The 21,654-nt window shown below is 57.9% G+C and carries 13 protein-coding genes; 7 read left to right on the forward strand and 6 right to left on the reverse strand.

Features of this window, described 5'->3' with window-relative positions:
- Positions 1-15: 15 nt before the first annotated feature.
- The 3 genes from IEX77_RS05595 to IEX77_RS05605 are packed head-to-tail and all read right to left on the reverse strand — an operon-like array spanning position 16 to position 5,706.
- Positions 16-3,165 (reverse strand): efflux RND transporter permease subunit, encoded by a 3,150-nt coding sequence (locus tag IEX77_RS05595; RefSeq protein ID WP_188808074.1) that lies wholly within the window; start codon positions 3,163-3,165, stop codon positions 16-18.
- 18 nt (positions 3,166-3,183) lie between these two features.
- A complete protein-coding gene (locus IEX77_RS05600) occupies positions 3,184-4,218 on the reverse strand; it encodes an efflux RND transporter periplasmic adaptor subunit (protein WP_188808075.1) in 1,035 nt (344 codons plus the stop codon).
- 54 nt (positions 4,219-4,272) lie between these two features.
- A complete protein-coding gene (locus IEX77_RS05605; RefSeq protein ID WP_229770807.1) occupies positions 4,273-5,706 on the reverse strand; it encodes a TolC family protein in 1,434 nt (477 codons plus the stop codon).
- Between the two features lie 1,086 nt (positions 5,707-6,792).
- Between IEX77_RS05605 and IEX77_RS05610 the strand changes: the two genes are divergently transcribed.
- The 3 genes from IEX77_RS05610 (at position 6,793) to feoB (ending at position 10,939) form a co-directional block, all read left to right on the forward strand.
- Positions 6,793-7,656, forward strand: a complete 864-nt coding sequence (locus tag IEX77_RS05610) for a sigma-70 family RNA polymerase sigma factor (RefSeq protein ID WP_009433515.1) — start codon at positions 6,793-6,795, stop codon at positions 7,654-7,656.
- A gap of 159 nt (positions 7,657-7,815) precedes the next feature.
- Complete coding sequence (locus IEX77_RS05615; protein ID WP_188808076.1) at positions 7,816-8,811, forward strand: metal-dependent transcriptional regulator; 996 nt, start codon at positions 7,816-7,818, stop codon at positions 8,809-8,811.
- Positions 8,792-10,939, forward strand: a complete 2,148-nt coding sequence (feoB, locus tag IEX77_RS05620) for a ferrous iron transport protein B (protein ID WP_188808195.1) — start codon at positions 8,792-8,794, stop codon at positions 10,937-10,939. The genes IEX77_RS05615 and feoB overlap by 20 nt, the downstream gene beginning before the upstream one ends.
- Before the next feature lie 88 nt (positions 10,940-11,027).
- Here feoB and IEX77_RS05625 read toward each other — a convergent pair whose 3' ends face one another.
- The 3 genes from IEX77_RS05625 to IEX77_RS05635 are packed head-to-tail and all read right to left on the reverse strand — an operon-like array spanning position 11,028 to position 13,829.
- On the reverse strand, positions 11,028-11,270 hold the full coding sequence (locus IEX77_RS05625; protein WP_188808077.1) for a hypothetical protein: 243 nt from the start codon (positions 11,268-11,270) through the stop codon (positions 11,028-11,030).
- A 15-nt stretch (positions 11,271-11,285) separates the two neighbouring features.
- Entirely contained in the window at positions 11,286-12,833 is a 1,548-nt protein-coding gene (locus tag IEX77_RS05630; protein ID WP_188808078.1) for a GH3 auxin-responsive promoter family protein, read from the reverse strand.
- Between the two features lie 3 nt (positions 12,834-12,836).
- Positions 12,837-13,829 (reverse strand): lipopolysaccharide kinase InaA family protein, encoded by a 993-nt coding sequence (locus IEX77_RS05635; RefSeq protein WP_188808079.1) that lies wholly within the window; start codon positions 13,827-13,829, stop codon positions 12,837-12,839.
- A gap of 717 nt (positions 13,830-14,546) precedes the next feature.
- Here IEX77_RS05635 and IEX77_RS05640 point away from each other — a divergent pair.
- The 4 genes from IEX77_RS05640 (at position 14,547) to IEX77_RS05655 (ending at position 21,648) form a co-directional block, all read left to right on the forward strand.
- Positions 14,547-16,805 carry a glycoside hydrolase family 20 protein gene (locus tag IEX77_RS05640; protein ID WP_229770808.1) on the forward strand — a complete coding sequence of 753 codons (2,259 nt, stop codon included), beginning with the start codon at positions 14,547-14,549 and terminating at the stop codon, positions 16,803-16,805.
- Positions 16,806-17,089: 284 nt separating this feature from the next.
- A complete protein-coding gene (locus tag IEX77_RS05645; RefSeq protein ID WP_188808080.1) occupies positions 17,090-19,438 on the forward strand; it encodes a transglycosylase domain-containing protein in 2,349 nt (782 codons plus the stop codon).
- 54 nt (positions 19,439-19,492) lie between these two features.
- A complete protein-coding gene (gmd, locus tag IEX77_RS05650) occupies positions 19,493-20,560 on the forward strand; it encodes a GDP-mannose 4,6-dehydratase (protein WP_060935334.1) in 1,068 nt (355 codons plus the stop codon).
- Positions 20,560-21,648 carry a GDP-L-fucose synthase family protein gene (locus tag IEX77_RS05655; RefSeq protein WP_188808081.1) on the forward strand — a complete coding sequence of 363 codons (1,089 nt, stop codon included), beginning with the start codon at positions 20,560-20,562 and terminating at the stop codon, positions 21,646-21,648. The genes gmd and IEX77_RS05655 overlap by 1 nt, the downstream gene beginning before the upstream one ends.
- Positions 21,649-21,654 lie beyond the last annotated feature (6 nt).

Consider the following 21,654-nt stretch of genomic DNA (forward strand, 5'->3'; position numbering starts at 1 on the left):
AGCGTGGTGGAGAGATTAGTGTTGGGCGGCAAGCGTCTTCTCAGCGGCGCGCGTAGCGAGCTTCTTCTCGAGCTTCTTGCGCTCACGGACGATACGACGAGCTTCGAGAGCGGCGTAGAGCGTGGGGATGAGCACGAGGGTCACCAGCGTGGAGATCGAGAGCCCCCAAGCGACCGTGATCCCCATCGACTGCCACATCTCAGAGCCTTCACCGATACCGAGGGCCATAGGCACCATACCGAGGACGGTCGTGGCCGTCGTCATGAGCACAGGGCGCAGACGGGACTTACCCGAGGTCGTCACGGCCTTGGCGACGCCCATACCACGCTCACGGCACAGACGGATGTAGTCGATGAGCACGATACCATTCTTCACCACGATACCGATGAGCATGATCAGACCGATGAACGACATCGTATCGAGAGGCACCTGTGTGATCAAGAGACCAATGAAGACACCCGAGAAGGCGAAGGGCACGGAGAACATGATGACGAAGGGGTCAACAAGGCTCTCAAACTGCGCTGCCATCACGATGAAGACGAGCATGATGATCAGAAGCATCAGCGTCGTGAGGTCGCCGAAGGTCTCCTGCTGGCTCTCATAAGCCCCCGTGATCTTGTAGCTCACATTACCCGAGGGTACGGGGTGAGCGGCGAGGACTTCGTTGAGCTTCCCGACGAGTTCGCTCAGCTGGACGCCAGGCGTAGGCGTGAGGGAGAGCGTGATGACACGGCTACGGTCCTTACGCTCGATAGTAGGAGGCGTGAAGGCTTCGTCGATATGCCCCAGATCAGAGAGGCGAAGAGTCTTACCCTGCGGCGTATAGACCAGCAGGCTGGAGAGGTCTTGCAGTGACTGACGCGCCCCAGGAGCGAGGCTGACACGGATATCATACTCATTCCCATCCTCACGGAAGTACGAGGCGATGGTCCCGTTGACAGCAGAGCGCAGGTAGGAGGATGCCGTGGCTAAGTTCAGCCCATTCTCAGCGAGCTTCTGGCGGTCGAAGACGAAGCGAATCTCAGGGACGTAGTCCTTACGGCTGATGGTGACACCCGAGGTCGTACTGCTCTTCTCCATCTCCTCACGGAGCTGACGCGCATAGGTATCGGTCTCAGAGAAGTCCTGACCATAGATCTCGAGCGTGACACCACTTGTATTATTACCGTTGGCACCTCCGCCCGTCGTCACACTATACGAAGAGAGCTCAGGGTAGGAGGCGAGGAGTTTACGGAGCTTATCGGACACTTCGTCCTGTGAGAGCGTACGCTCAGAGCGAGGACGCAGACCGATGTAGCCGGAGATGATATTGGAGCCATTGTCCTGCATGAGCGACCACGAGTCGCCGTCACCAGCCTGCCCCACCGTCATGGATGCCGTCTGGATAGCGGGGATCTCCTCACGCATACGCTTGTCGAGGTCGAGGCTCAGACGACGCGTCTCATCAACACGGGTACCGACGGGGAGCTCGGCCTTCACCTCGATGAAGCCCACATCCTGCTTCGGCATATATGAGGTCTTGATGAAGGTGAGGCTTGCAAGGCTGAGGGCGAAGATCCCGAAGGCTATAGCTACAGTCGCACGGCGGTGACGGACAGCCCAGCCCAAGAGGCGAGCATAGAGCGCATCCAGCTTGCCGAGGAAGGCATTGATAGGAGCGAAGATCTTCTCGGACAGTCGGCTCTTCTTCTCATTGCGCTTCAGGAGCTGTGAGGTGAGCATCGGCGTCAGCGAGAGGGCTGCTGCCGTAGAGACGATCATCACGATACTGATACTCCACCCCAGCTGGCGGAACATCAGCCCAGCTTCGCCGGGCATCATCGTCAGCGGCAGGAAGACCGCGAGCATCGTCAGCGTAGAGGCGACGACCGAGATACCGACCTCATTGGTAGCATGTACGGCAGCTTGCTTGGGATAGCTCCCGCGCTCGATGTGCGTCGTGACGTTCTCCAGTACCACGATAGCATCGTCGACGACCATACCGATGGCGATGGAGAGCGAGGAGAGCGATATGACATTCAGCGAGTTCCCCGAGATGAGGAGGTAGATGAACGAGGCGACGAGCGATATCGGGATCGTGAGGACGATGATGAAGGTCGCACGCCAGCGCCCGAGGAAGAAGAGGACGACGAGCACCACGATCACGAAGGTGATGATGATGGTCTCTTGGAGCGAATCGATCGTATTGACGATGAAGCTCGAGGTATCAATGAGATAGCCGATCTTGACGTCCGAGGGGAGGTTCTGCTGGATCTCAGGGAGGGCAGCACGGATCTGACGAGCGATCTCGACAGAGTTCGAGCCTTCCTGCTTCGTGATCATGACGATAGCACCGCTCTTCCCATTGACGAAGTTCTCCTGCTGACGCTCCCCGACGGTGTCCCTGATCTCTGCGACGTCGCGCAGATAGATGTCCTTCCCGCCGACACTCGTCACGATGATCGAGCCGAGCTGCATAGGATCGGTGAATTCCCCCTGCACACGGATCGAGTTGGTACGCGAGCCGAGGTCAATCTGCCCCGCAGGGATGTTCACATTCTCCGCACCGATGAGCTGCGAGATCTGCGCCAGAGTGAGGTGGTAAGCCTCGAGCTTCGTGGGGTCACAGTAGACCTGCACGACGCGCTTAGAGGCACCAGAGATATTTATCGTCCCGACGCCATCGATGCGCTGCAGGCGGTTGCTGACACGGTCTTCCAAGAGCTTCGACAGCCCCGAGGCACTCTCCTCGGACTCGACCGAGAGGATGGCCACGGGGATCGAGCTCGTACTGAACTTAAAGATCGTCGGCTTCTTAGCCCCCGCAGGCAGGTAATCCGAGATCGCATCGAGCTTGTCACGGATATCATTCGTAGCCTCCGCGATGGCAGTACCAGCGCGGAACTCCAGCGTGATGACCGAGGAATTGTCCTGACTCTTCGAGGTAATATGCTTGAGACGGTCGATACCATTGAGCGAGTTCTCAAGGGGCTTGGAGATGTTCGTCTCGATATCCGCGGCGCTGGCACCGGGATAGGAGGTGACGACCATGACGTTGGTCGTCTCGGTCTTCGGCATCAGCTCAATAGAGAGTCGAGAGAGCGCGAAGAGCCCAAGTACAGCTATCGCCACATAGATCAGGGCGGTAGTGATGGGCTTCCGTACGGCGGTTTCGTAAATACTCATAGCAGACGCTTAGCTGAATTACTTACGGAGCTTGACAGAGAGCCCGTTCTTGAGGTTAGAGGGCGCAGAGGTGATGACCTGATCTCCAGCATTGAGCCCACTGACGACCTCATAGAGATCGCCCTGCTGCTGACCAAGCTCTACCGCACGGTAGACGGCCTTGCCACCAGAGAAGACATAGACATAGCGTGCACCGCTACCTGCCTGACGGACGATAGCCTTGTCGGGTACGGTGAGGGCTTCCTTCGTACCGAAGTCAAGGTGTACACGGGCGTACATCCCTGGGCGAAGCTTGAGATCCTTGTTCGCTACCTCGATCTCGGTAGATACCGTATGCGTGACGGGGTCAAGCGTGGGGAAGATATTCGTGACGATACCGCTGAAGGTCTCTTCGCCGAGAGCATCGACAGAGAGGGTCGCTGCTGCGCCCTTCTTCAGGTAGGAGTAGTACTGCTCGGAGACACCGATGACAGCCTTGACGGGTGCGATCTGCTGGATGACAACGACAGGGAGCTGGGGAGAAGTCATATCCCCATTGTCGTAGTTCTTCGCCGTGACGAAGCCACTGATAGGGCTACGCAGCACGGTGTTCTCCGCGGCATTGCCATAGGCGAGCTTCGCCTGATCGACAGCGCTCTTAGCCTGCTCCCACTGCGCCTTCGAGACGCCACCTACCTTGTAGAGCTCGTCCATACGGGCGAAGTTCGTCTTAGCATCAGCGAGCTGGATCTGTGCCTGTGCAGCCTGCGTAGCCTCCATACGAGCCACGGCCTGCCCAGCACCTACGCGGTCACCGACCTTGACGAGGAGCTGCTTGAGGCGACCGCCAGCCTGCGCAGTGATGTTATTGACCACCTTAGCTTCGAGCTGGGCGGTGAACTCCTCCGAGAGGTTAAGCGCACGCATCTCTGCGGGAGCTACCTCGACGAGGCGAACGGTGTCAGCACTCTGCTCTTCGGTAGCCTTACTCGAGGACGAGGAGGAGCAGCTGGCGAGGAGCCCAGCACTCAGCACGGCAAGGCTCAGGGTCTTAATGGTCTTCTGCGAGATCATCTTCTTATCTTATTCTTATAGTTTGTACAATGGGGAAGAGGGAAGGAAGGGATGTTACTTCACTTCCACAGGAAGGCCCTCGCCCTTGAGAGCATCGAGGGAGTAGACAGCGACCATATAGTTGTAGATGGCCTGACTGTAGTTGAGACGAGCTTGCAGGAGGGCAGTCTCGGCATCATTCAGCTCGAGGAGGGTACCCGCACCGCTCTTGTAGCGCACCTCAGCGATACTATGACCACGCTCTGCCGTAGCCACGGCATCCTGCGCGGAGACGAACTGCTCGAGGGCCGTCTTCTGCTCACTCACGCTATTCATCAGCCCGAGACGAAGCTGGCTCTCTGCAGCCACACGCTGAGCTGCCAGCTGACGGATCTGAACCTCGGTGGAGCGGACATCATTGCCACGCGCACCACCATTATATATAGGCACGTCGAGCGAGAGGCCGATCGTAGAGAAGGGGCTCCAGCGCTTGCGGTCATCGAGATGGAATTTATCCGAAGCAAAGCTATACTGATAGGTAAAGCTCAGCGAGAGCGTCGGCATATAGGCCATACGCTTGACGTGGAGTGCAGCATCAAGCTGGCGTCCCTGGCGGTCGAGCTGGCGCAGCGTGCTATTGTCTTGTAGCGAGATCGCAGCACTCTCGGTAGGGAGGTGCTGATAGACACGATCCTTGTAGTCGACCAGATGCTCGGTGACGGTGATAGGAGTCTCTAAGGGAAGCCCCATAACGACCTTCAGCTTCGCCTCAGCAAGACGCACGGCGGTACGCGCTGCCACGACATTCGGCAGGACATTCTTCATCTGCGTCTCCATACGGATCTTGTCGTACTCGGCGACGAGCCCGTGCTGGTACTTATTCGCGATATCCTTATAGTTGGCCTGTGCATTGGCATAGTTCGCCTCCAGCACGCGTAGGGATTCCTGTGCGAGGAGGACGGCCATATACGCTTTCTTCACCTCAGCCACCAGATCGATCTTCGAGCCGTGTGCCTTCTCTTCGGCCAGCGCGACGGCCTCCTTATCCAGCTTGAGTGAAGCCCAGAGCTGTGGAGCGATGAGTGCCATACCCGCATTGACACCGCCCTGCAGAGAGTGCGTCTGCCCCATCTCGATCCCGTCATCGGGGAAGAAACTCCCCATAGGAGAGCCCGAGCCGCCCATATCACCGAAGTAGACCTTCTGCTTCTTGAGCATATAGCCATAGGAGCCCGAGAGGCTGACCTTCGGCAGGAGCGAGCCACGATTCTTCTTCTGATCATACTTCGCCCCGTCGATACCGAGGAGGGTAGCTTGTAGCGTGGGACTCATCTCCAGAGCGATGCGTACAGCATCATTGAGCGTGAGGGAGAACTGATCCTTGGTGATGATCATCTCCGTCTCGGCGGGCTTATCTTGCGCCTGTAGCGTCGCAGGCAGGGCAATGATCCCGAGCGCTAAGGCCCACATACCGGGCTGCCAAAGCTTCGGGGAATTCGTCTTACTCATACATTATATAATAATAGGTCCTCGCGCATACACGAGGTGTACTTCTCCTTCACAACATAGGGGAGATACGTTAGTTCACACAAAGATACAAATAGCGAAGAATGGACTATTCTTAGCGTAATATGGTACAACATCCACCCATTTCCCCTGCAGCATCCAGCCCGCCCAAGCGCAAGATCTCCCTACTCCCCATAGTACCATCCACCTTTGCTCCGAAAGGGAGGTAGCACCACTTCATCGAGGGGGTGATATGAACCTATATAAGTCCACCCGCTGACCAATATAAGACTGTTGCTACGCGTAGGAATAAAAGTTGTGGACGCGTGGCAGATAAGTTTGGACTACGTGCGTGGCTCTAATATCTACGTACGTGGATATTTGGATTTACGTGCCTGGTCTTTAAGACTACGTACATAGATGCGGAAAAACCACTACGGGAAGGCGCTTTTTTCTTCACGAGAACGATACTTTTCGCTCCGCTGGATAAGAGGAATACTCGCGATAAGGCGGAGGGCTTGCGTATCGCTTTGGAGAGGCATATCGAGGAGCTGGGTGCGCGATGCCTTAGCACAATAAGTAGGAGGCAGGACTCTTCCGCAACAGTCTCCACTATTCATTCGTATGCCAAACGAATAGTCGTTCGCACTCTAAACCAATAGGGGTTTGCAATCCGACTTCACCTGAATACGACCTGCTGATGAGGAGGGCTCTTTGATGCGGAACCCCTGGAAATCTCATCACAAAATAAAACAAATGTGGTATCTTTGTAGTTGATTAGGTGCACGATGCTCTCTCGGGTGTCGTGCGCGCATGCCTTGATGCGCTCCACCATCCATCCCTACGACACGGGACTCGTAAGGTCGGTGTGCCCCACTGAAGACAACACAGGGAGCACCATATATTATAGAGATAGGGATAGGATGCCATGAGTGCTTCACGGACTTCGCAAGCATAAGTAGGAATAGTAAACCGTCGCACGTGCTACACTCCCCCGAGCGGGCCACGTGGGCTTCGTCGTCTTGTCCTCTACTCCACATGCAGGAGAGGCGATGAGCAGACTGAGCCGGACAATTAAGAAGTAGAAGAATGAGACAGCTAAAGATTTCGAAGTCGATTACTAATAGAGAGAGCCAGTCCCTGGACCGCTACCTCCAGGAGATCGGCCGAGAAGAACTGATCACTATCGAAGAAGAGGTAGAGCTTGCCCAGGCCATCAAGCGTGGCGACCGCAAGGCTCTTGACAAGATGACCCGTGCCAACCTCCGCTTCGTCGTATCAGTAGCTAAGCAGTACCAAAACCAAGGGCTCTCCCTGCCTGACTTGATCAACGAGGGCAACCTCGGGCTGATCAAGGCCGCAGAGAAGTTCGATGAGACCCGAGGCTTTAAGTTCATCTCCTACGCCGTATGGTGGATCCGTCAGTCCATCCTGCAGGCGCTCGCAGAGCAAGCCCGTATCGTCCGCCTGCCACTCAACCAGGTCGGTACGCTGAACAAGATCACCAAGGCCCTATCTAAGTTCGAGCAAGAGAACGAGCGTAAGCCCTCCAGCGAGGAGCTCGCTAAGGAGCTCGGCATCCCCGAAGACAAGATCACCGATACCCTCAAGGTATCTGGTCGCCATATCTCCGTAGACGCTCCCTTCGTCGATGGTGAGGATAATAGCCTCCTCGACGTGCTCGTCAACGAAGACGCCCCCAACGCAGACCGCACCCTGATGAACGAGTCCCTCTCGAAGGAAATCGATCAGGTGCTGATGAACCTCTCCGAGCGCGAAGCTGAGATCGTCAAGCTCTTCTTCGGTATCGGTGGTGGTCAGGAGATGACCCTCGAGGAGATCGGTCTGAAATTCGGCCTCACTCGTGAGCGTGTCCGCCAGATCAAGGAGAAGGCTATCCGCCGTCTGCGTCAGGAGAGCTTCTGCGCCTCCCTCAAGCCCTACTTAGGCTAACGCCTCACATTCGCCTCCGCCCATCTCCCCCCTAAGGCAGGAGAAGCAAGGCGCCCATCTATATGGCTACGCATGGGCTCTCGTGCGTAGCCATTCTTCTTTTTAGACCATTCGTTGCCCCACATCACAGGGCACACCTTCCTCCTCATACCAAGATCTATGAAGCGACGCCGTACATTCGATCTGGTCAGCTACCTCCAGCGTCTACACCTCCTGCCCGAGCGCCTCACGCGCAAGACCGAGGCGGAGGACCTCCTCAAGCAGCTCTACGACCACGAGAAGAGCACAGGTAAGGCTCCCGACCGCCTCACCTCGCGCGACCTTCACCTCTCACCCGAGCAACTCGAAGCCCTACAGCGTGAGCTGGAGCGCGAGGGACTCACCGAGCCTGGAGCCCTGCGCCTCACCGAAGCAGGCCGACAGCGCGCCCTTGAGCTGACACGTGCCCACCGCCTCTACGAGCTCTATCTCGCCGAGCACTCGGGCTATGCCCCCGAGGACTGGCACCGCATCGCCCACGCCGAGGAGCATAAGCTCACCGAGCGTGAGCATGAGCGTATCGCCCGCCTGCTGGGCAACCCGCTCTTCGACCCACACGGCGACCCCATCCCCACGAGCCAAGGAACCGAGCCTACTATACCGCACAGCCTCTCTATCGAAGAGCTAACAGAAGGTCAGTGGTACTACGTCGAGCATATCGAGGACGACGAGCCCGAGAGCTTCCGCCTACTGATCGACGCAGGGCTGACACGTGACTCTCTCTTCCGACTCAATCGCCTCGAGAGCGCCCGCTCACAGATCTACTACGAGGGAGAAGCTTTAGAGCTCCCGACCTTCGCCTTTGTGGCTCTCACCCTTCGCCCCGCCAAGGAGGAAGAGCTGAAGGAGAGCCATTCCGAAGACACGATACGTCTGACCCGACTGCCCGAGGGTGTAGAGGCCACGATCCTCGGCCTCTCCCCTTCCTGCCGCGGAGCTATGCGCCGCCGTCTCATGGACCTCGGCTTCGTGCGTGGTAGCTCGATCCGCATCGACATGCACAGTCCCTTAGGCAATCCCACGGCTTATATCGTGCGTGGAGCCGCTATCGCTCTACGCCATGATCAGGCCCGATACATCCTCATCCAACGTCCCCATGCCTCAGCAACTGAATAACTCCGCCTGCTCCTCTTGCGCCGCCTGCCCCGCCTCTACCCTGCAGCGCCGTGGCGAGCACACCGAGGATGCGCGCTTCACCATCGCTCTGGCGGGGAACCCCAACACGGGGAAGAGCACCGTCTTCAATGCCCTCACCGGCCTCAAGCAGCACACGGGCAACTGGCCCGGCAAGACCGTAGGTAAGGCCGAGGGGTCGTTCGCCTACGACGGCGACGTATATACGATCGTCGACCTCCCTGGCACGTACTCCCTCTCCTCCACGTCGGAGGATGAGGAGATCGCACGTGACTTCATCCTCTTCTCACGCCCCGACGTGACGGTCGTCGTAGCGGATGCGACCCGCCTGGAGCGCAATATGAACCTCCTCCTGCAGGTGCTCCAGATCACCGATAAGGCCGTGCTCTGCGTCAACCTCCTTGATGAAGCACGGCGCAACAAGATCGAGATTGACCTCAACGGCCTCTCCCGTCGCCTCGGCATCCCCGTCGTCGGGGCGAGTGCACGCTCGGGGAAGGGCATCGACACGCTTCTCTCGACGGTGCGTGGTGTAGCCCTCGGCGAGATCCCCTGCACGCCCTACCGCAAGAGCCGCCTACCCGAGCGCACCGAGCAAGCCATCAGCACGCTCGAGGCCGAGATACAGAGGCTCTACCCCACCGTACCAAATAGTCGCTGGGTAGCCTACCGCCTCATCGAGGAAGATCCCTCGATCATCAGCCGCTTCGACAAGCCTGAGCTACTCGACTTAGCCCGTCGCGTGCATATCGAGATCGGGGAGAACTTCCACGATCAGCTCACCGAAGCGATCTATGCGGATGCCTATCGTATCTGCTCGGAGGTCGTCGTGCAAGCCTACGCCTCGGGCCGTCTGCCACTCGACGTGCGGCTGGATAGGATCCTCACCAGCCGCCTGTGGGGCTTCCCCATCATGCTACTTCTGCTGGGTGGTGTCTTCTGGCTCACGATCATCGGCTCGAACTATCCCTCCTCACTCCTCAGCAATGTCCTCGTCGGGACGCTCCATCCCTTCCTCAAGACCACACTCGCTGGCTGGGGCAGTCCCTGGTGGCTGACGGGCTTCCTCATCGACGGCGTGTACCTCTCCACGGTATGGGTCGTCTCGGTGATGCTCCCGCCGATGGCGATATTCTTCCCGCTCTTCACCCTCCTCGAGGACTTCGGGTATCTCCCCCGTGTCGCGTTCAATCTCGACGAACTCTTCCGTCGCAGTGGCGCCCACGGCAAGCAGGCCCTCACGATGAGCATGGGCTTTGGCTGTAATGCTGCTGGAGTTGTCTCTACTCGTATCATCGACAGTGAGCGCGAGCGCCTCATCGCTATCATCACGAATAACTTCTCGCTGTGTAATGGGCGCTGGCCGACACAGATCCTCTTAGCTTCGCTCTTCATCGGGGCTGCCGTGCCGACGGCCTATGCTGGACTGGCAAGCATCGGTGCAGTGCTCACCATCGTCTTGCTCGGCATCGGAGTTATGTTCGCCTCCTCATGGGTACTCTCTCACACCGTGCTGCGAGGCGAAGTATCGACCTTCCACCTCGAGCTACCGCCCTACCGTCCACCGCAGTTCTGGCGTACGCTCTACACCTCGGTCATCGACCGCACACTCATCGTCCTCTGGCGTGCCCTCGTCTTTTCCGCTCCTGCTGGAGCCCTCATCTGGCTGACGTGCAATGTGCAGATCGGAGGCGAAAGCATAGCAGCACACCTCATCCGCCTACTCGACACGCCGGGCTACTTCATGGGGCTCAATGGCGTGATCCTCCTCGCGTACCTCCTCGCTATCCCTGCAAATGAGGTCGTCATACCCACGGTGCTGATGCTGACGACGCTGGTCATCGGCAGTACTGGAGGCGATGCTGGCGTACTGATGGAGGGCGGCGATGCAGAGACCTTCGCTATCCTGCAGAGTGGTGGCTGGACGCTCATGACGGGAGTCTGTATGATGCTTTTCTGCCTCCTACACCACCCTTGTAGCACCACGATCTACACGATCTACAAGGAGACCCACAGCATTCGCTGGACGCTCCTCTCGGTCCTTCTACCCCTCGGCCTCGGGATCATCACGACGGTCATCGTGGCTGGCCTCTGGCGCTTCCTCTCGTAGACGGGCATCACGACTCCATAAGATAAAGGCTGAGCCCTCCCACAGTGGGAGGGCTCAGCCTTTATCTTATACGATGGAGCAGAGGGCGTTAGCGCTCCGTCTTATCCTTTTCGTCCTTGGGGTAATAGCCGTACTCGGCATGATCACGGCGTCGCTCGCGGTAGCGTAGCACAAGGAAGAGCAGGACGATGACCAGCAGCGTACCACCCATGACAGCAAGCCACTGTACGCCTGCGGGATCCGAGAGCGATGCGCCCTTGGGATAGAGGTACACCCCGAGGACGACGAGATAGAGGAGGAGCAGAAGGATGCGGAGCTTGATCGACTTCATACTGCTGAGGGAGGATTATAGTTCGGAGGAAGAAGGCGTGACGAGGGCAAGAAGCGCCTCGAGGTAGTGGCGGTTGTTGGAGAGACGTGGCACCTTGTGCTGCCCCCCGAGCTTACCTTCGCTCTCGAGCCAGCGGTGGAAGAGTCCCTTCGGAGCAACGTCTACCGTGAGCGGAAGGAGGGTCATATCCTCATAGCGCTTAGCATCGTAGTCGGAGTTCAGCGCGCGCAGAGCAGTATCGAGGTCGGAGGTAAATGTCGTGAGGTCACGAGGAGGCTCCTCGAACTCAATGAGCCACTCATGGCGGCCCTTCCCTTCGTCGAGGAAGAAGCGTGGCGCAGCCGTGTATTCGCTTACACGTGCACGGCCATCACGACGGCAGGCTTCGCTCAGCGCCGCATCGGTATTGGCGACCATCACCTCCTCACCAAAGGCATTGATGAAGTGCTTCGTGCGGCCTGTGATGACGATACGATAGGGGTGGAGCGAGGTGAAGCGCACCGTATCGCCGATGATGTAGCGGTAGAGCCCACCCAGAGTCGAGATGACCATAGCGTAGTCACGCCCGAGCTCGACCTCCTCCAGACGGAGAGCACGACAGCTCGAGTAGTCGCCCGAGGCAGGTAGCTCATCCAGAGGGATGAACTCGTAGAAGATCCCATAGTCCAGCATCAGGAGCATCCCCGCCTCAGCTGGGTCATCCTGGATAGCGAAGAAGCCCTCACTGGCATTGTACGTCTCCTCGTAGCGCATACGCTCAGAGGGGATCAGTTCAGCATAGGTACTGCGGTAGGGAGTGAAGCTAATCCCCCCGTGGAAGAAGACCTCCAGGTCGGGCCATACTTCGGTGATCGACTCGCGCCCCGTAGCTTGGAGCACCTCCTTCAGTAGGACGAGCATCCACGAAGGCACACCCGAGAGACTCCCCACACGTGCGGTGGCGACCTCCTGCACGATGGCCTGCATCTTCGCAGTCCACTCGCTCATCAGGAGCGTCTCGCGCGAAGGCACACGGAGCATATCTCCGAGAAGTGGCATGTGCTCGACGAGGATGGCACTGAGGTCACCCGAGAAAGCCTTACCTCCGCTCAGGGGCATAGGGCTGTGACTTCCCCCGAGGACGAGCCCCTTCGTCGTGAAGAAGCGGGAGTCGGGGTAGTTCCTCAGATAGATCCACAGCGCATCGCTCCCACCACGATAGTGGCAGTCCTGCAGATGGAGATAGGGTACGGGGATGTACTTACTGCGGTCGCTCGTCGTACCGCTGGACTTGGCGAACCACTGGCAAGACCCAGGGACAAGGATATCACGCTCGCCACGAGTCATACGCTCGATATCGGCCTTCAGCCCCTCGTAGTCTACGATGGGTACATCAGTGCAGTAGGAGCTGTACGTAGTCTTGCGGGTAAGTCCATAGCGACGCCCAAAGTCAGTGCGGGCCGCACGGGCGAGGATATGGCGGAGCTGCTCAGCTTGAAGCTCTTCGGCACGTGTGGCATACTGCTCGATACGGCGTAGGCGAAGCTTCGCAACCTGATAGACGAGACTGGTCTTGAGATCCATAGACTAAGAGAGGGGGGTATGGGGATAGTTCTCACGCTTGGCGAGTGCACGGCGCACGTCCTCGACCTCGAGGTAGCGCGTATAGAAGGCCGACTCGCGGGCATGGAGTGCACGCTGCCAGCTCCCGATGGGACAGAGATGACGCAGGCGACGCCAGCGGAGATAAGCATTGTAGTGACGGAGGAAGGTGGGAGCACTCATCCCTTCGGCGCGCTGGGCATAGCGCAGCGCCAGCTTCGGTAGGCGGTGAAGCCAGAAGCTATCGCAGGCAGCCTCGAGGGCAGGCTGCACTACAGCAGGATCCCAGCCTCGCGCCTCAGCATAGGCACGCCCGAGAGCTTCGGTAGCACGGGGATGGGCAAAGAGGCGATCAAGATTGCGGATACTCGCACGCAGGCTCAGCGGAGTAGCGGTGAAGTGCATACGGTTCAGATCGACGAGCATGAACGTGTACTCCTCCTTCGCGCGATCATATATATAGGGGATATTCCCAGGCGAGAGATCTTCATGTACGATACCACACTCGTGGAGCTCGGCGAGGAAGGTAGCCAGCGCACGCGTCAGCGACTCATTGACCTCACCCGAGCGAGCCTCATGCTGAAGGTCGGCCCCCGTGAAGGCGAGGTAGCGCGTGACGTAATAGCTGTCCTCGAGACCGCCCAGTGCGCTCCGCTCTTCGGCATAGCCGATAGGCTCGGGCGTAGCAATACCGTAGGCCAAGAGCTGTACAGCATTCAGCAGGGAGCGGCGTGCCTTACTGGAGTTCGTCCAGCCGTAGTAGAGGCGGCGTAGGAGCGACAAGCGCCCGAAGTGCTTGATCGTAAAGTCCCCCTCGGGGCACTCGACACGATAGAGGACATTGCGCCCGCGGTAGATCTCGGTGATATGCACCGCTGGAGGGAGCTCGCTGCTCCCCCCTTCGTGGAGGTGAATATAGCCGAGGAGCTGGGTCAAAAGGGCCTCACCCTCGGGGACGATGCTGTGATATCGGAGCAAATCTTTCGTATCATTAGGGGCGAAGACCTTCGCCGTGGTTCAGTAGCAAAGATACAAACTATCCCCGCCCATTGCTTGGAGCACGAGGCTCCTGCATCAAAATAGCCTCCTCATCAGCAAGCGTATGGAGGCAAAGTTGATTTGCAAACCACTATTCGTTTGGTACACGAATGAATAGAGGAGCCTGTTGCCGCGAGTCCTGCCCTCTATTTAGAGTGCTGAGGTATCGCACGCCCATCTCCCCGATATCCCTCTCCGAAGAGATACACAAGCTCTTCGCCTTATCGCGAGTATTCCTCTTATTCAGCGGAGGGAAAAGCGTCCTTCTCGCAAAGAAAAAAGCACTTCCCGTAGTGGTATTCTTCTATCTACGCACGTAGTCTTAAAGACCAGGCACGTAAATCCAAATATCCACGTACGTAGATATTAGAGCCACGTACGTAGCCCAAACTTATCTACCACTCGTCCGTAACTTTTATCCCTACGTGGAGCGACAACCTAATATAGGTCACTTCACAAAGCTATATAGCTTCGCACCGAAAGCTATATAGGAGTCGATCCAAAGCTATATAGCTTTCTTCGCCATCCTATATAGGTCAGAGCACAAAGCAATATAGGTTATCACCACCCCCTATTATTGCAGGGCACTATGGAAGAGCTATCTTTGCAGATACTCGGAATATATTCACCCTCTAAATAGTTACATACGACAGCACTATGCGAATGACTACCCAGGGCTTACGCTCTACGGCACTCGCCTTGTCCCTCTCCCTGACGAGCCTCTTCGCGACTCAGGCTGAGGCGGCTGTGGATAGCCTTCAGCTCATCCCACGCCCCGTAAGCGTCACCTATGGCACGGGTACGCTCCGTCTGCCCCGTACCCTCCGTCTCTCCGCTGGAGCACCTGCCTCCCTCAGCGACGGACTCAAGAAGCAGTCCTTCACCACGACCGCTGCCAAGGGCCGTATGAAGGGTCTTATCACGACCCGTCTCGATGCCTCCGTCCCAGGCCTCGAAGGCTACCGCCTTGAGATCGGCAAGCAGGGTATCACCCTCACGGCCCGTGATGAAGCGGGTCTCCGACAGGGTACGCAGTCCCTCCTGCAGATCACCCAGCAGTACGGAGAAGCCCTACCCTACCTCACCATCACCGACTCAGCACGTCTGGCCTATCGCGGCGTGATGCTCGACGTATCACGTCACTTCATGAACCGCGATATGATCATCCGCCTCTTGGATGAGATGGCTCGCTATAAGCTGAACCGCTTCCACTGGCACCTTGTCGACGGTGGGGGCTGGCGCTTCCCCTCGAAGAAATATCCCCTCTTGACGAAGAAGGCAGCCTTCCGCACAGTAAGTGACTGGGACCAGTGGTGGCAGAAGGATCGCCGCTTTGTCGACGAAGGCACCCCTGGGAGCTACGGCGGCTACTACAGCCTGGAGGACATCCATGCCGTGCTCAACCACGCTACCCGACTCGGCATCACAGTCATCCCCGAGATCGAGCTCCCTGGACATAGCAACGAGATCTTCGCTGCTTATCCCGAGCTGAGCTGTCTCAACGAATGGGCCTTTGAGAACTCCGATGTATGTATCGGGAATGAGAAGACCTTCAAGTTCTTCGAAGATATCCTCGACGAAGTCATGGCGATCTTCCCCTCGAAGTACATCCACATCGGTGGCGACGAAGCTACGATGCAGCACTGGAGCAAGTGCGCTAAGTGTCAGGCACGCATGAAGAGCGAGGGGCTCAAGGACGAGCATGAGCTCCAGAGCTATATGATCCGCCGTATCGAGAAGTACCTCAACAGCAAGGGTCGCAAGCTCATCGGCTGGGATGAGATCCTTATGGGTGGTCTCGCTCCCGACGCTACGGTCATGAGCTGGCGTGGCGAAGAGGGTGCGATCCAGGCTGCCAAGGAAGGGCACGATGTCATCCTCACCCCCAATAGCCACGTCTATCTGGACCTCTATCAGCGTGAGTCCGACCACGAGCCCCGCGCTAATGGCGGCTTCATCCCTCTGGAGAAGATCTATTCGTACAACCCCATACCTAAGGAGCTGACGCCTGCCGAGACCAAGCACGTCCTCGGTGTGCAGGCCAACCTCTGGACGGAGTACGTCCTCGATGAGCCCCATGCCGAATACATGCTCTTCCCCCGTATCCTGGCGCTCTCGGAAGTCGCATGGACGCCCCAGCAGGATCGTGACTATAAGAACTTCCTGACACGTGTGAACTACCACGTCCCCGCACTCAAGAAGCGTGGCATCAACGTCTATCCTCTGCGCCGCATCGCCGCCATCAATGAGGTCGACACCGTGAAGCACCTCGTCTCTGTAAGCCTCGACAGTGAGCGCCCCACAGCCGACATCCGCTACACGACGGACGGCACAGAGCCCACAGCTCGCTCGCCTCGCTACACAGGTACGCCTCTTACCTCACGCGACTCCCTCATCGTCAAAGCCCGCCTCTTCGAGGGCGACAAGATGATCGATGCTGCCCCTATGATCTCCTTCCGCACCGACTACCACAAAGCTATCGGCAAGAAGATCACTTACAACGACTGCACGTGGAACGAGCGCTACACCGCAGGTGGCTCACGCGCCCTCATCGATGGCGTGCGTGGTACGCCCACCTACCTCGATGGACGCTGGCAGGGCTTCACCTCGCCTATGGACGTGACGATCGACCTCGGTGCCGTGACGGAGCTCAGCCACATCTTCGCCAAGTTCATGCAGGAGCGCGTCCAGTGGGTCTACATGCCCGGTGATGTAGAGATCCTCCTGAGTGACGACGGTGTGAACTTCCGTAGCGTAGCTCGCCAGAAGACACTCACCTCTGAGGATATCTATAAGCCCGTCTTCGAGACCTTCTCCTTCCCGATGAAGGAGCGTGCGCGCTACGTCCGCGTGAAGGCAAGCAACAACCGCTCAGCTGGGCACTTCATCTTCTGTGACGAGATCATCGTGCACTAAGCCTCTCAGTAGCCACAGCGGCTATACCATAATATATATGACAGCGTCCCCAGACGAGCGAGATACCGCTCATCTGGGGACGGCTCATATAGTACCTCTCCCCTCATCGACCTCCCCTCCTACCGCTAAGCGATAAGCCTACTCTCCAATAAGTAGGGAAAAGTTAATAACTTTGTGCCGAGTATGCGCCCGTGGATCCAGACGGAGAACGGGCATTCCACAGCACCTCTTTGGGGCAATTTCATCGCCCACCAATGAAGGGGTGACAGATGATAAATTATTAGATGAAACATAAGATCAAGTCCTTGCTTTGGCTGACCTTTGCACTGGTCTGGATAAGCATCTTAGGCGGTATCTTCGCTATTTCCATGGGGTGGATAGGCTACCTGCCCCCGATCGAGCAGCTTCAGAACCCGATCGACAAATACGCCTCACAGGTCCTCGCCGCTGATGGTGAGGTCATCGGTTCCTATGCCCACGGGGGCTCCAACCGCGTCCTCGTCGACTACAAGGACCTCTCCCCCAACCTCGTCAAGGCCCTCATCGCTACGGAAGACGTTCGCTTCGAGGGGCACTCGGGGATTGACTTCCGTTCGCTCGCACGTGCCATCTTCAAGACGGGTATCCTGCAGCAGAAGAGTGCAGGGGGTGGTAGCACCATCACCCAGCAGCTCGCGAAGATGCTCTACTCTCCTCCCAGCTCCAACTTCTTCACCCGTATGATGAAGAAGCCCGTGGAGTGGGTCATCGCAGCTAAGCTCGAGCGCTACTACACGAAGGAGGAGATCCTGGCGATGTATCTGAACCAGTTCGACTTCCTCTACAACGCTGTAGGGATCCGCTCGGCTGCCTTCACCTACTTCGGCAAGACGCCCGCTGAGCTTAACCTCCAGGAGTCAGCGATGCTCATCGGGATGTGTAAGAACCCCTCTATTTACAACCCCATCCTCCGTGCTAATAGCCCCCTCCCTATGGAGCGACGCAACACCGTCTTCCAGCAGATGGAGAAGGCCGGCTACCTCACAGAGCGTGAAGTCGACTCCCTCTCACGCCTCCCCATCAAGACGTCCTTCCACCGCATGGACCACAAGCAGGGTGTAGCCCCCTACTTCCGTGAGCACCTACGCAAGATCATGATGGCAGACAAGCCCGACCGCAGCGACTATGCTTCGTGGCAGTACGCCAAGTTCCGCGACGACAGCATCCAGTGGGAGACGAACCCACTCTACGGCTGGTGTAATAAGAACCGCAAGCCTGACGGCTCCCCATACAATATCTATACGGACGGGCTGAAGATATACACGACGATCAACCCCGCCATGCAGCGCTACGCAGAGGAGGCCGTCGAGGAGCACCTCGCAGGGCATCTCCAGCCAGCCTTCGACCGCGAGCGCCGTGCTCGTGGTGGCGACCCCTTCAGTACCTCGATCTCTGCCGACCAGCGTAAGAAGATCCTTGAGCGCGCCATCCGCCAGTCTGAGCGCTGGCGTCTGGGCAAGGAGGACGGGCTGTCAGACTCGGAGATCCGTGCGCAGTTCGACCGCAAGACGAAGATGCAGGTCTGGTCTTGGCGTGGTCAGCGTGATACGGTGATGACGCCCCTCGACTCGATCCGCTACATGAAGGGGATCCTTCGCTCGGGCTTCGTAGCGATGAACCCGCACAACGGCCACGTCCTGGCCTATGTGGGTGACATCAACTTCTCCCAGTTCCAGTACGACATGGTGTCTGACGGGCGCCGTCAGACGGGGTCTATCATCAAGCCCTTCCTCTACTCTCTGGCGATGATCGACGGGGCTTCTCCCTGCGATCAGGTCCTCCACGTACAGCGTACCTATCGCCTTGACAATGGGCAGACCTGGACTCCACGTAATACCAACCACCGCCGCGTCGGTGAGATGGTCTCCATCCAATGGGGGCTTCAGAACTCCGACAACTGGGTGACGGCCGAGCTGATGAGCCGTACCTCTCCGCTGACCTTCAAGCGTCTCTTGGAGAGCTATGGTCTACGTGGCCCCATCGAGGCTACGATGGCTATGTCGCTCGGTACTCCCGAAGCGACCATCGGTGAGATGGTCTCGGGCTACACCACCTTCGTTAATGATGGCGTACGTGTCGACCCCATCCTCGTCACTCAGATCGAGGATATGCACGGCAATATCGTCGCGACCTTCGCTCCGAAGATGACTGAGGTACTGACCGCCGATGCCGCACACAAGATGCTCTACATGCTCCAGAACGTCGTCAACGGCGGGACGGGGGGACGCCTACGCTCCTCCTTCGGCCTGCAGATGCCTTTGGGTGGTAAGACCGGTACGACGCAGAATAATAGTGACGCGTGGTTCATGGGCTTCACTCCCGACCTCGTAGCTGGCTGCTGGGTAGGTGGTGAAGAGCGTAGCGTACGCTTCAACTCCATGGCCTTCGGTCAGGGGGCGGCGGCTGCACTGCCTATCTTCGGGAAGTTCCTCAAGAAGGTCTACGGAGATAGCAAGCTCGGCTACCTCGCTAATATACCCTTCCAGCTCCCCGAGGGCTTCTCGCCCTGCTACGACGCAGGCAATAGCGATGAGGCCGTCGAGATCTACGAGGGTGTCAACCCCGACTCCACAAGCTCCTACTCCCCATTCTAAAGAGGGGTAGGAACCCCTACTGCATACCGAATAGATAAGACCAATAATAGACACGTGAATAAGGTCGCACTCATCACCGGGGTAACGGGCCAGGACGGCTCCTTCCTCGCAGAGTTCCTCATCGAGAAGGGCTACGAAGTCCATGGTATCATCCGACGCTCCTCGTCCTTCAACACGGAGCGTATCGAGCACCTTTACTTCGAGGAGTGGGTGCGCGACATGAAGCGTGGTCGGGCACTCAACCTGCACTATGGCGATATGACCGACTCCAGTTCGCTCATCCGCATTATCCAGCAGACCCAGCCCGACGAGATCTATAACCTCGCAGCACAGAGCCATGTGAAGGTCTCCTTCGATGTACCTGAGTACACCGCTGAGACCGATGCCACGGGTACGCTACGCCTCCTCGAGGCCGTCCGCATCCTGGGGCTGGAGAAGAAAACGAAGATCTATCAGGCCTCGACCTCCGAGCTCTTCGGTCTAGTGCAGGAGATCCCCCAGCGTGAGACGACACCTTTTTATCCTCGCTCCCCCTATGGGGTAGCTAAGCTATACGGCTTCTGGATCACGAAGAACTACCGCGAGAGCTACGGTATGTTTGCCGTCAACGGCATCCTCTTCAACCACGAGAGTGAGCGCCGTGGCGAGACCTTCGTCACCCGCAAGATCACCCTCGCCGCTGCTCGTATCGCAGCAGGAGAGCAGGACAAGCTCTACCTCGGGAACCTCAGTGCCCTGCGCGACTGGGGCTATGCCCGTGACTATGTCGAGTGCATGTGGCTCATGCTGCAGCACGACACCCCTGAGGACTTCGTCATCGCTACAGGTGAGCAGCACTCTGTACGTGAGTTCACCGAGCGCGCCTTCCACGAGGTAGGTATCGACCTACGCTGGGAGGGTGAAGGCGTCGAAGAGCGTGGTATTGATATCGCCACAGGTCGCGTCCTCGTCGAGGTTGACCCGAAGTACTTCCGCCCCGCCGAAGTGGAAACCCTCTTGGGTGACCCCACGAAGGCCAAGGAACTCCTCGGCTGGAATCCCAGCAAGACCTCCTTCGAAGAGCTGGTACGCATTATGGTACGCCATGATGTTGCCTATGTCCAATCCCACAAGCACGCCTAATGGACTCGCCCAAGCTCTCCCCTTCGACCAAGATCTATGTCGCAGGGCATCGTGGGCTCGTAGGCTCCGCTATCTGGCGCAACCTCGAGCAGCGTGGTTACACCAACCTCATCGGCCGTACCCATAGTGAGCTGGACCTCACGGATCCCGTCGCTGTACGTGCATTCTTTGATGAGGAGCGCCCCGAGGCAGTGATCCTCGCAGCAGCACACGTCGGGGGAATCATGGCGAACAATACCTACCGCGCTGACTTCATCTACGACAACCTCCAGATACAGCAGAACGTCATCGGAGAGAGCTTCCGCCACGGCGTAAAGCACCTCCTCTTCCTCGGCAGCACCTGCATCTATCCCAGAGAGGCCGAGCAGCCTCTCCGCGAAGAAGCCCTCCTCACTGCTCCTCTGGAGTACACCAACGAGCCCTACGCTATCGCCAAAATCGCAGGACTCAAGATGTGCGAGAGCTTCAACCTCCAGTACGGCACGAACTACATCGCAGTCATGCCGACGAACCTCTACGGCCCCAACGACAACTTCCACCTCGAGAATAGCCACGTCCTACCCGCGATGATCCGCAAGATCTACCTTGCCGATCGCCTGCAATATGGTGACTGGCAAGCCGTGCGCACAGACCTCAGCAAGCACCCCGTCACTGGTGAAGACGGCACGGGAGATGAGGCCACTATCCTCACGCTCCTCGAGCGCTTCGGCATCCTCCCTGGCCAGGTCAACCTCTGGGGCTCAGGCCGTCCGCTGAGAGAATTCCTCTGGAGTGAAGATATGGCTGATGCCTCAGTACATATCCTTCTCAATACGGACTTCCGCTCACTCTGTCCCCAAGATGGTAGCCCCATCCGCAACTGCCACGTCAATATCGGCACAGGGAAGGAGATCACAATCGGAGAGCTGGCACAGCTCATCGCCCGCACCATCGGCTTCGAAGGGCGCATCGAATGGGACAGCACCAAGCCCGACGGCACAATGCGCAAGCTCACCTCCGTAGAGAAGCTCCACAGCCTTGGCTGGCAACATCAGGTAGAGATCGAGGATGGCGTACAGCGCCTCTTCGACTGGTACCGCACCCACTAATAGCAT

This window comes from Porphyromonas pasteri (assembly GCF_014647755.1).
In the GTDB taxonomy this organism is placed as follows: domain Bacteria; phylum Bacteroidota; class Bacteroidia; order Bacteroidales; family Porphyromonadaceae; genus Porphyromonas; species Porphyromonas pasteri.

What these genes read in the sequence shown, in the direction of transcription:
- IEX77_RS05595 (WP_188808074.1), bottom strand. Translation starts at nt 3,165, where the DNA reads ATGAGTATTTACGAAACCGCCGTACGGAAGCCCATCACTACCGCCCTG.
- IEX77_RS05600 (WP_188808075.1), bottom strand. Translation starts at nt 4,218, where the DNA reads ATGATCTCGCAGAAGACCATTAAGACCCTGAGCCTTGCCGTGCTGAGT.
- IEX77_RS05605 (WP_229770807.1), bottom strand. Translation starts at nt 5,706, where the DNA reads ATGAGTAAGACGAATTCCCCGAAGCTTTGGCAGCCCGGTATGTGGGCC.
- IEX77_RS05610 (WP_009433515.1), top strand. Translation starts at nt 6,793, where the DNA reads ATGAGACAGCTAAAGATTTCGAAGTCGATTACTAATAGAGAGAGCCAG.
- IEX77_RS05615 (WP_188808076.1), top strand. Translation starts at nt 7,816, where the DNA reads ATGAAGCGACGCCGTACATTCGATCTGGTCAGCTACCTCCAGCGTCTA.
- feoB (WP_188808195.1), top strand. Translation starts at nt 8,792, where the DNA reads ATGCCTCAGCAACTGAATAACTCCGCCTGCTCCTCTTGCGCCGCCTGC.
- IEX77_RS05625 (WP_188808077.1), bottom strand. Translation starts at nt 11,270, where the DNA reads ATGAAGTCGATCAAGCTCCGCATCCTTCTGCTCCTCCTCTATCTCGTC.
- IEX77_RS05630 (WP_188808078.1), bottom strand. Translation starts at nt 12,833, where the DNA reads ATGGATCTCAAGACCAGTCTCGTCTATCAGGTTGCGAAGCTTCGCCTA.
- IEX77_RS05640 (WP_229770808.1), top strand. Translation starts at nt 14,547, where the DNA reads ATGCGAATGACTACCCAGGGCTTACGCTCTACGGCACTCGCCTTGTCC.
- IEX77_RS05645 (WP_188808080.1), top strand. Translation starts at nt 17,090, where the DNA reads ATGAAACATAAGATCAAGTCCTTGCTTTGGCTGACCTTTGCACTGGTC.
- IEX77_RS05655 (WP_188808081.1), top strand. Translation starts at nt 20,560, where the DNA reads ATGGACTCGCCCAAGCTCTCCCCTTCGACCAAGATCTATGTCGCAGGG.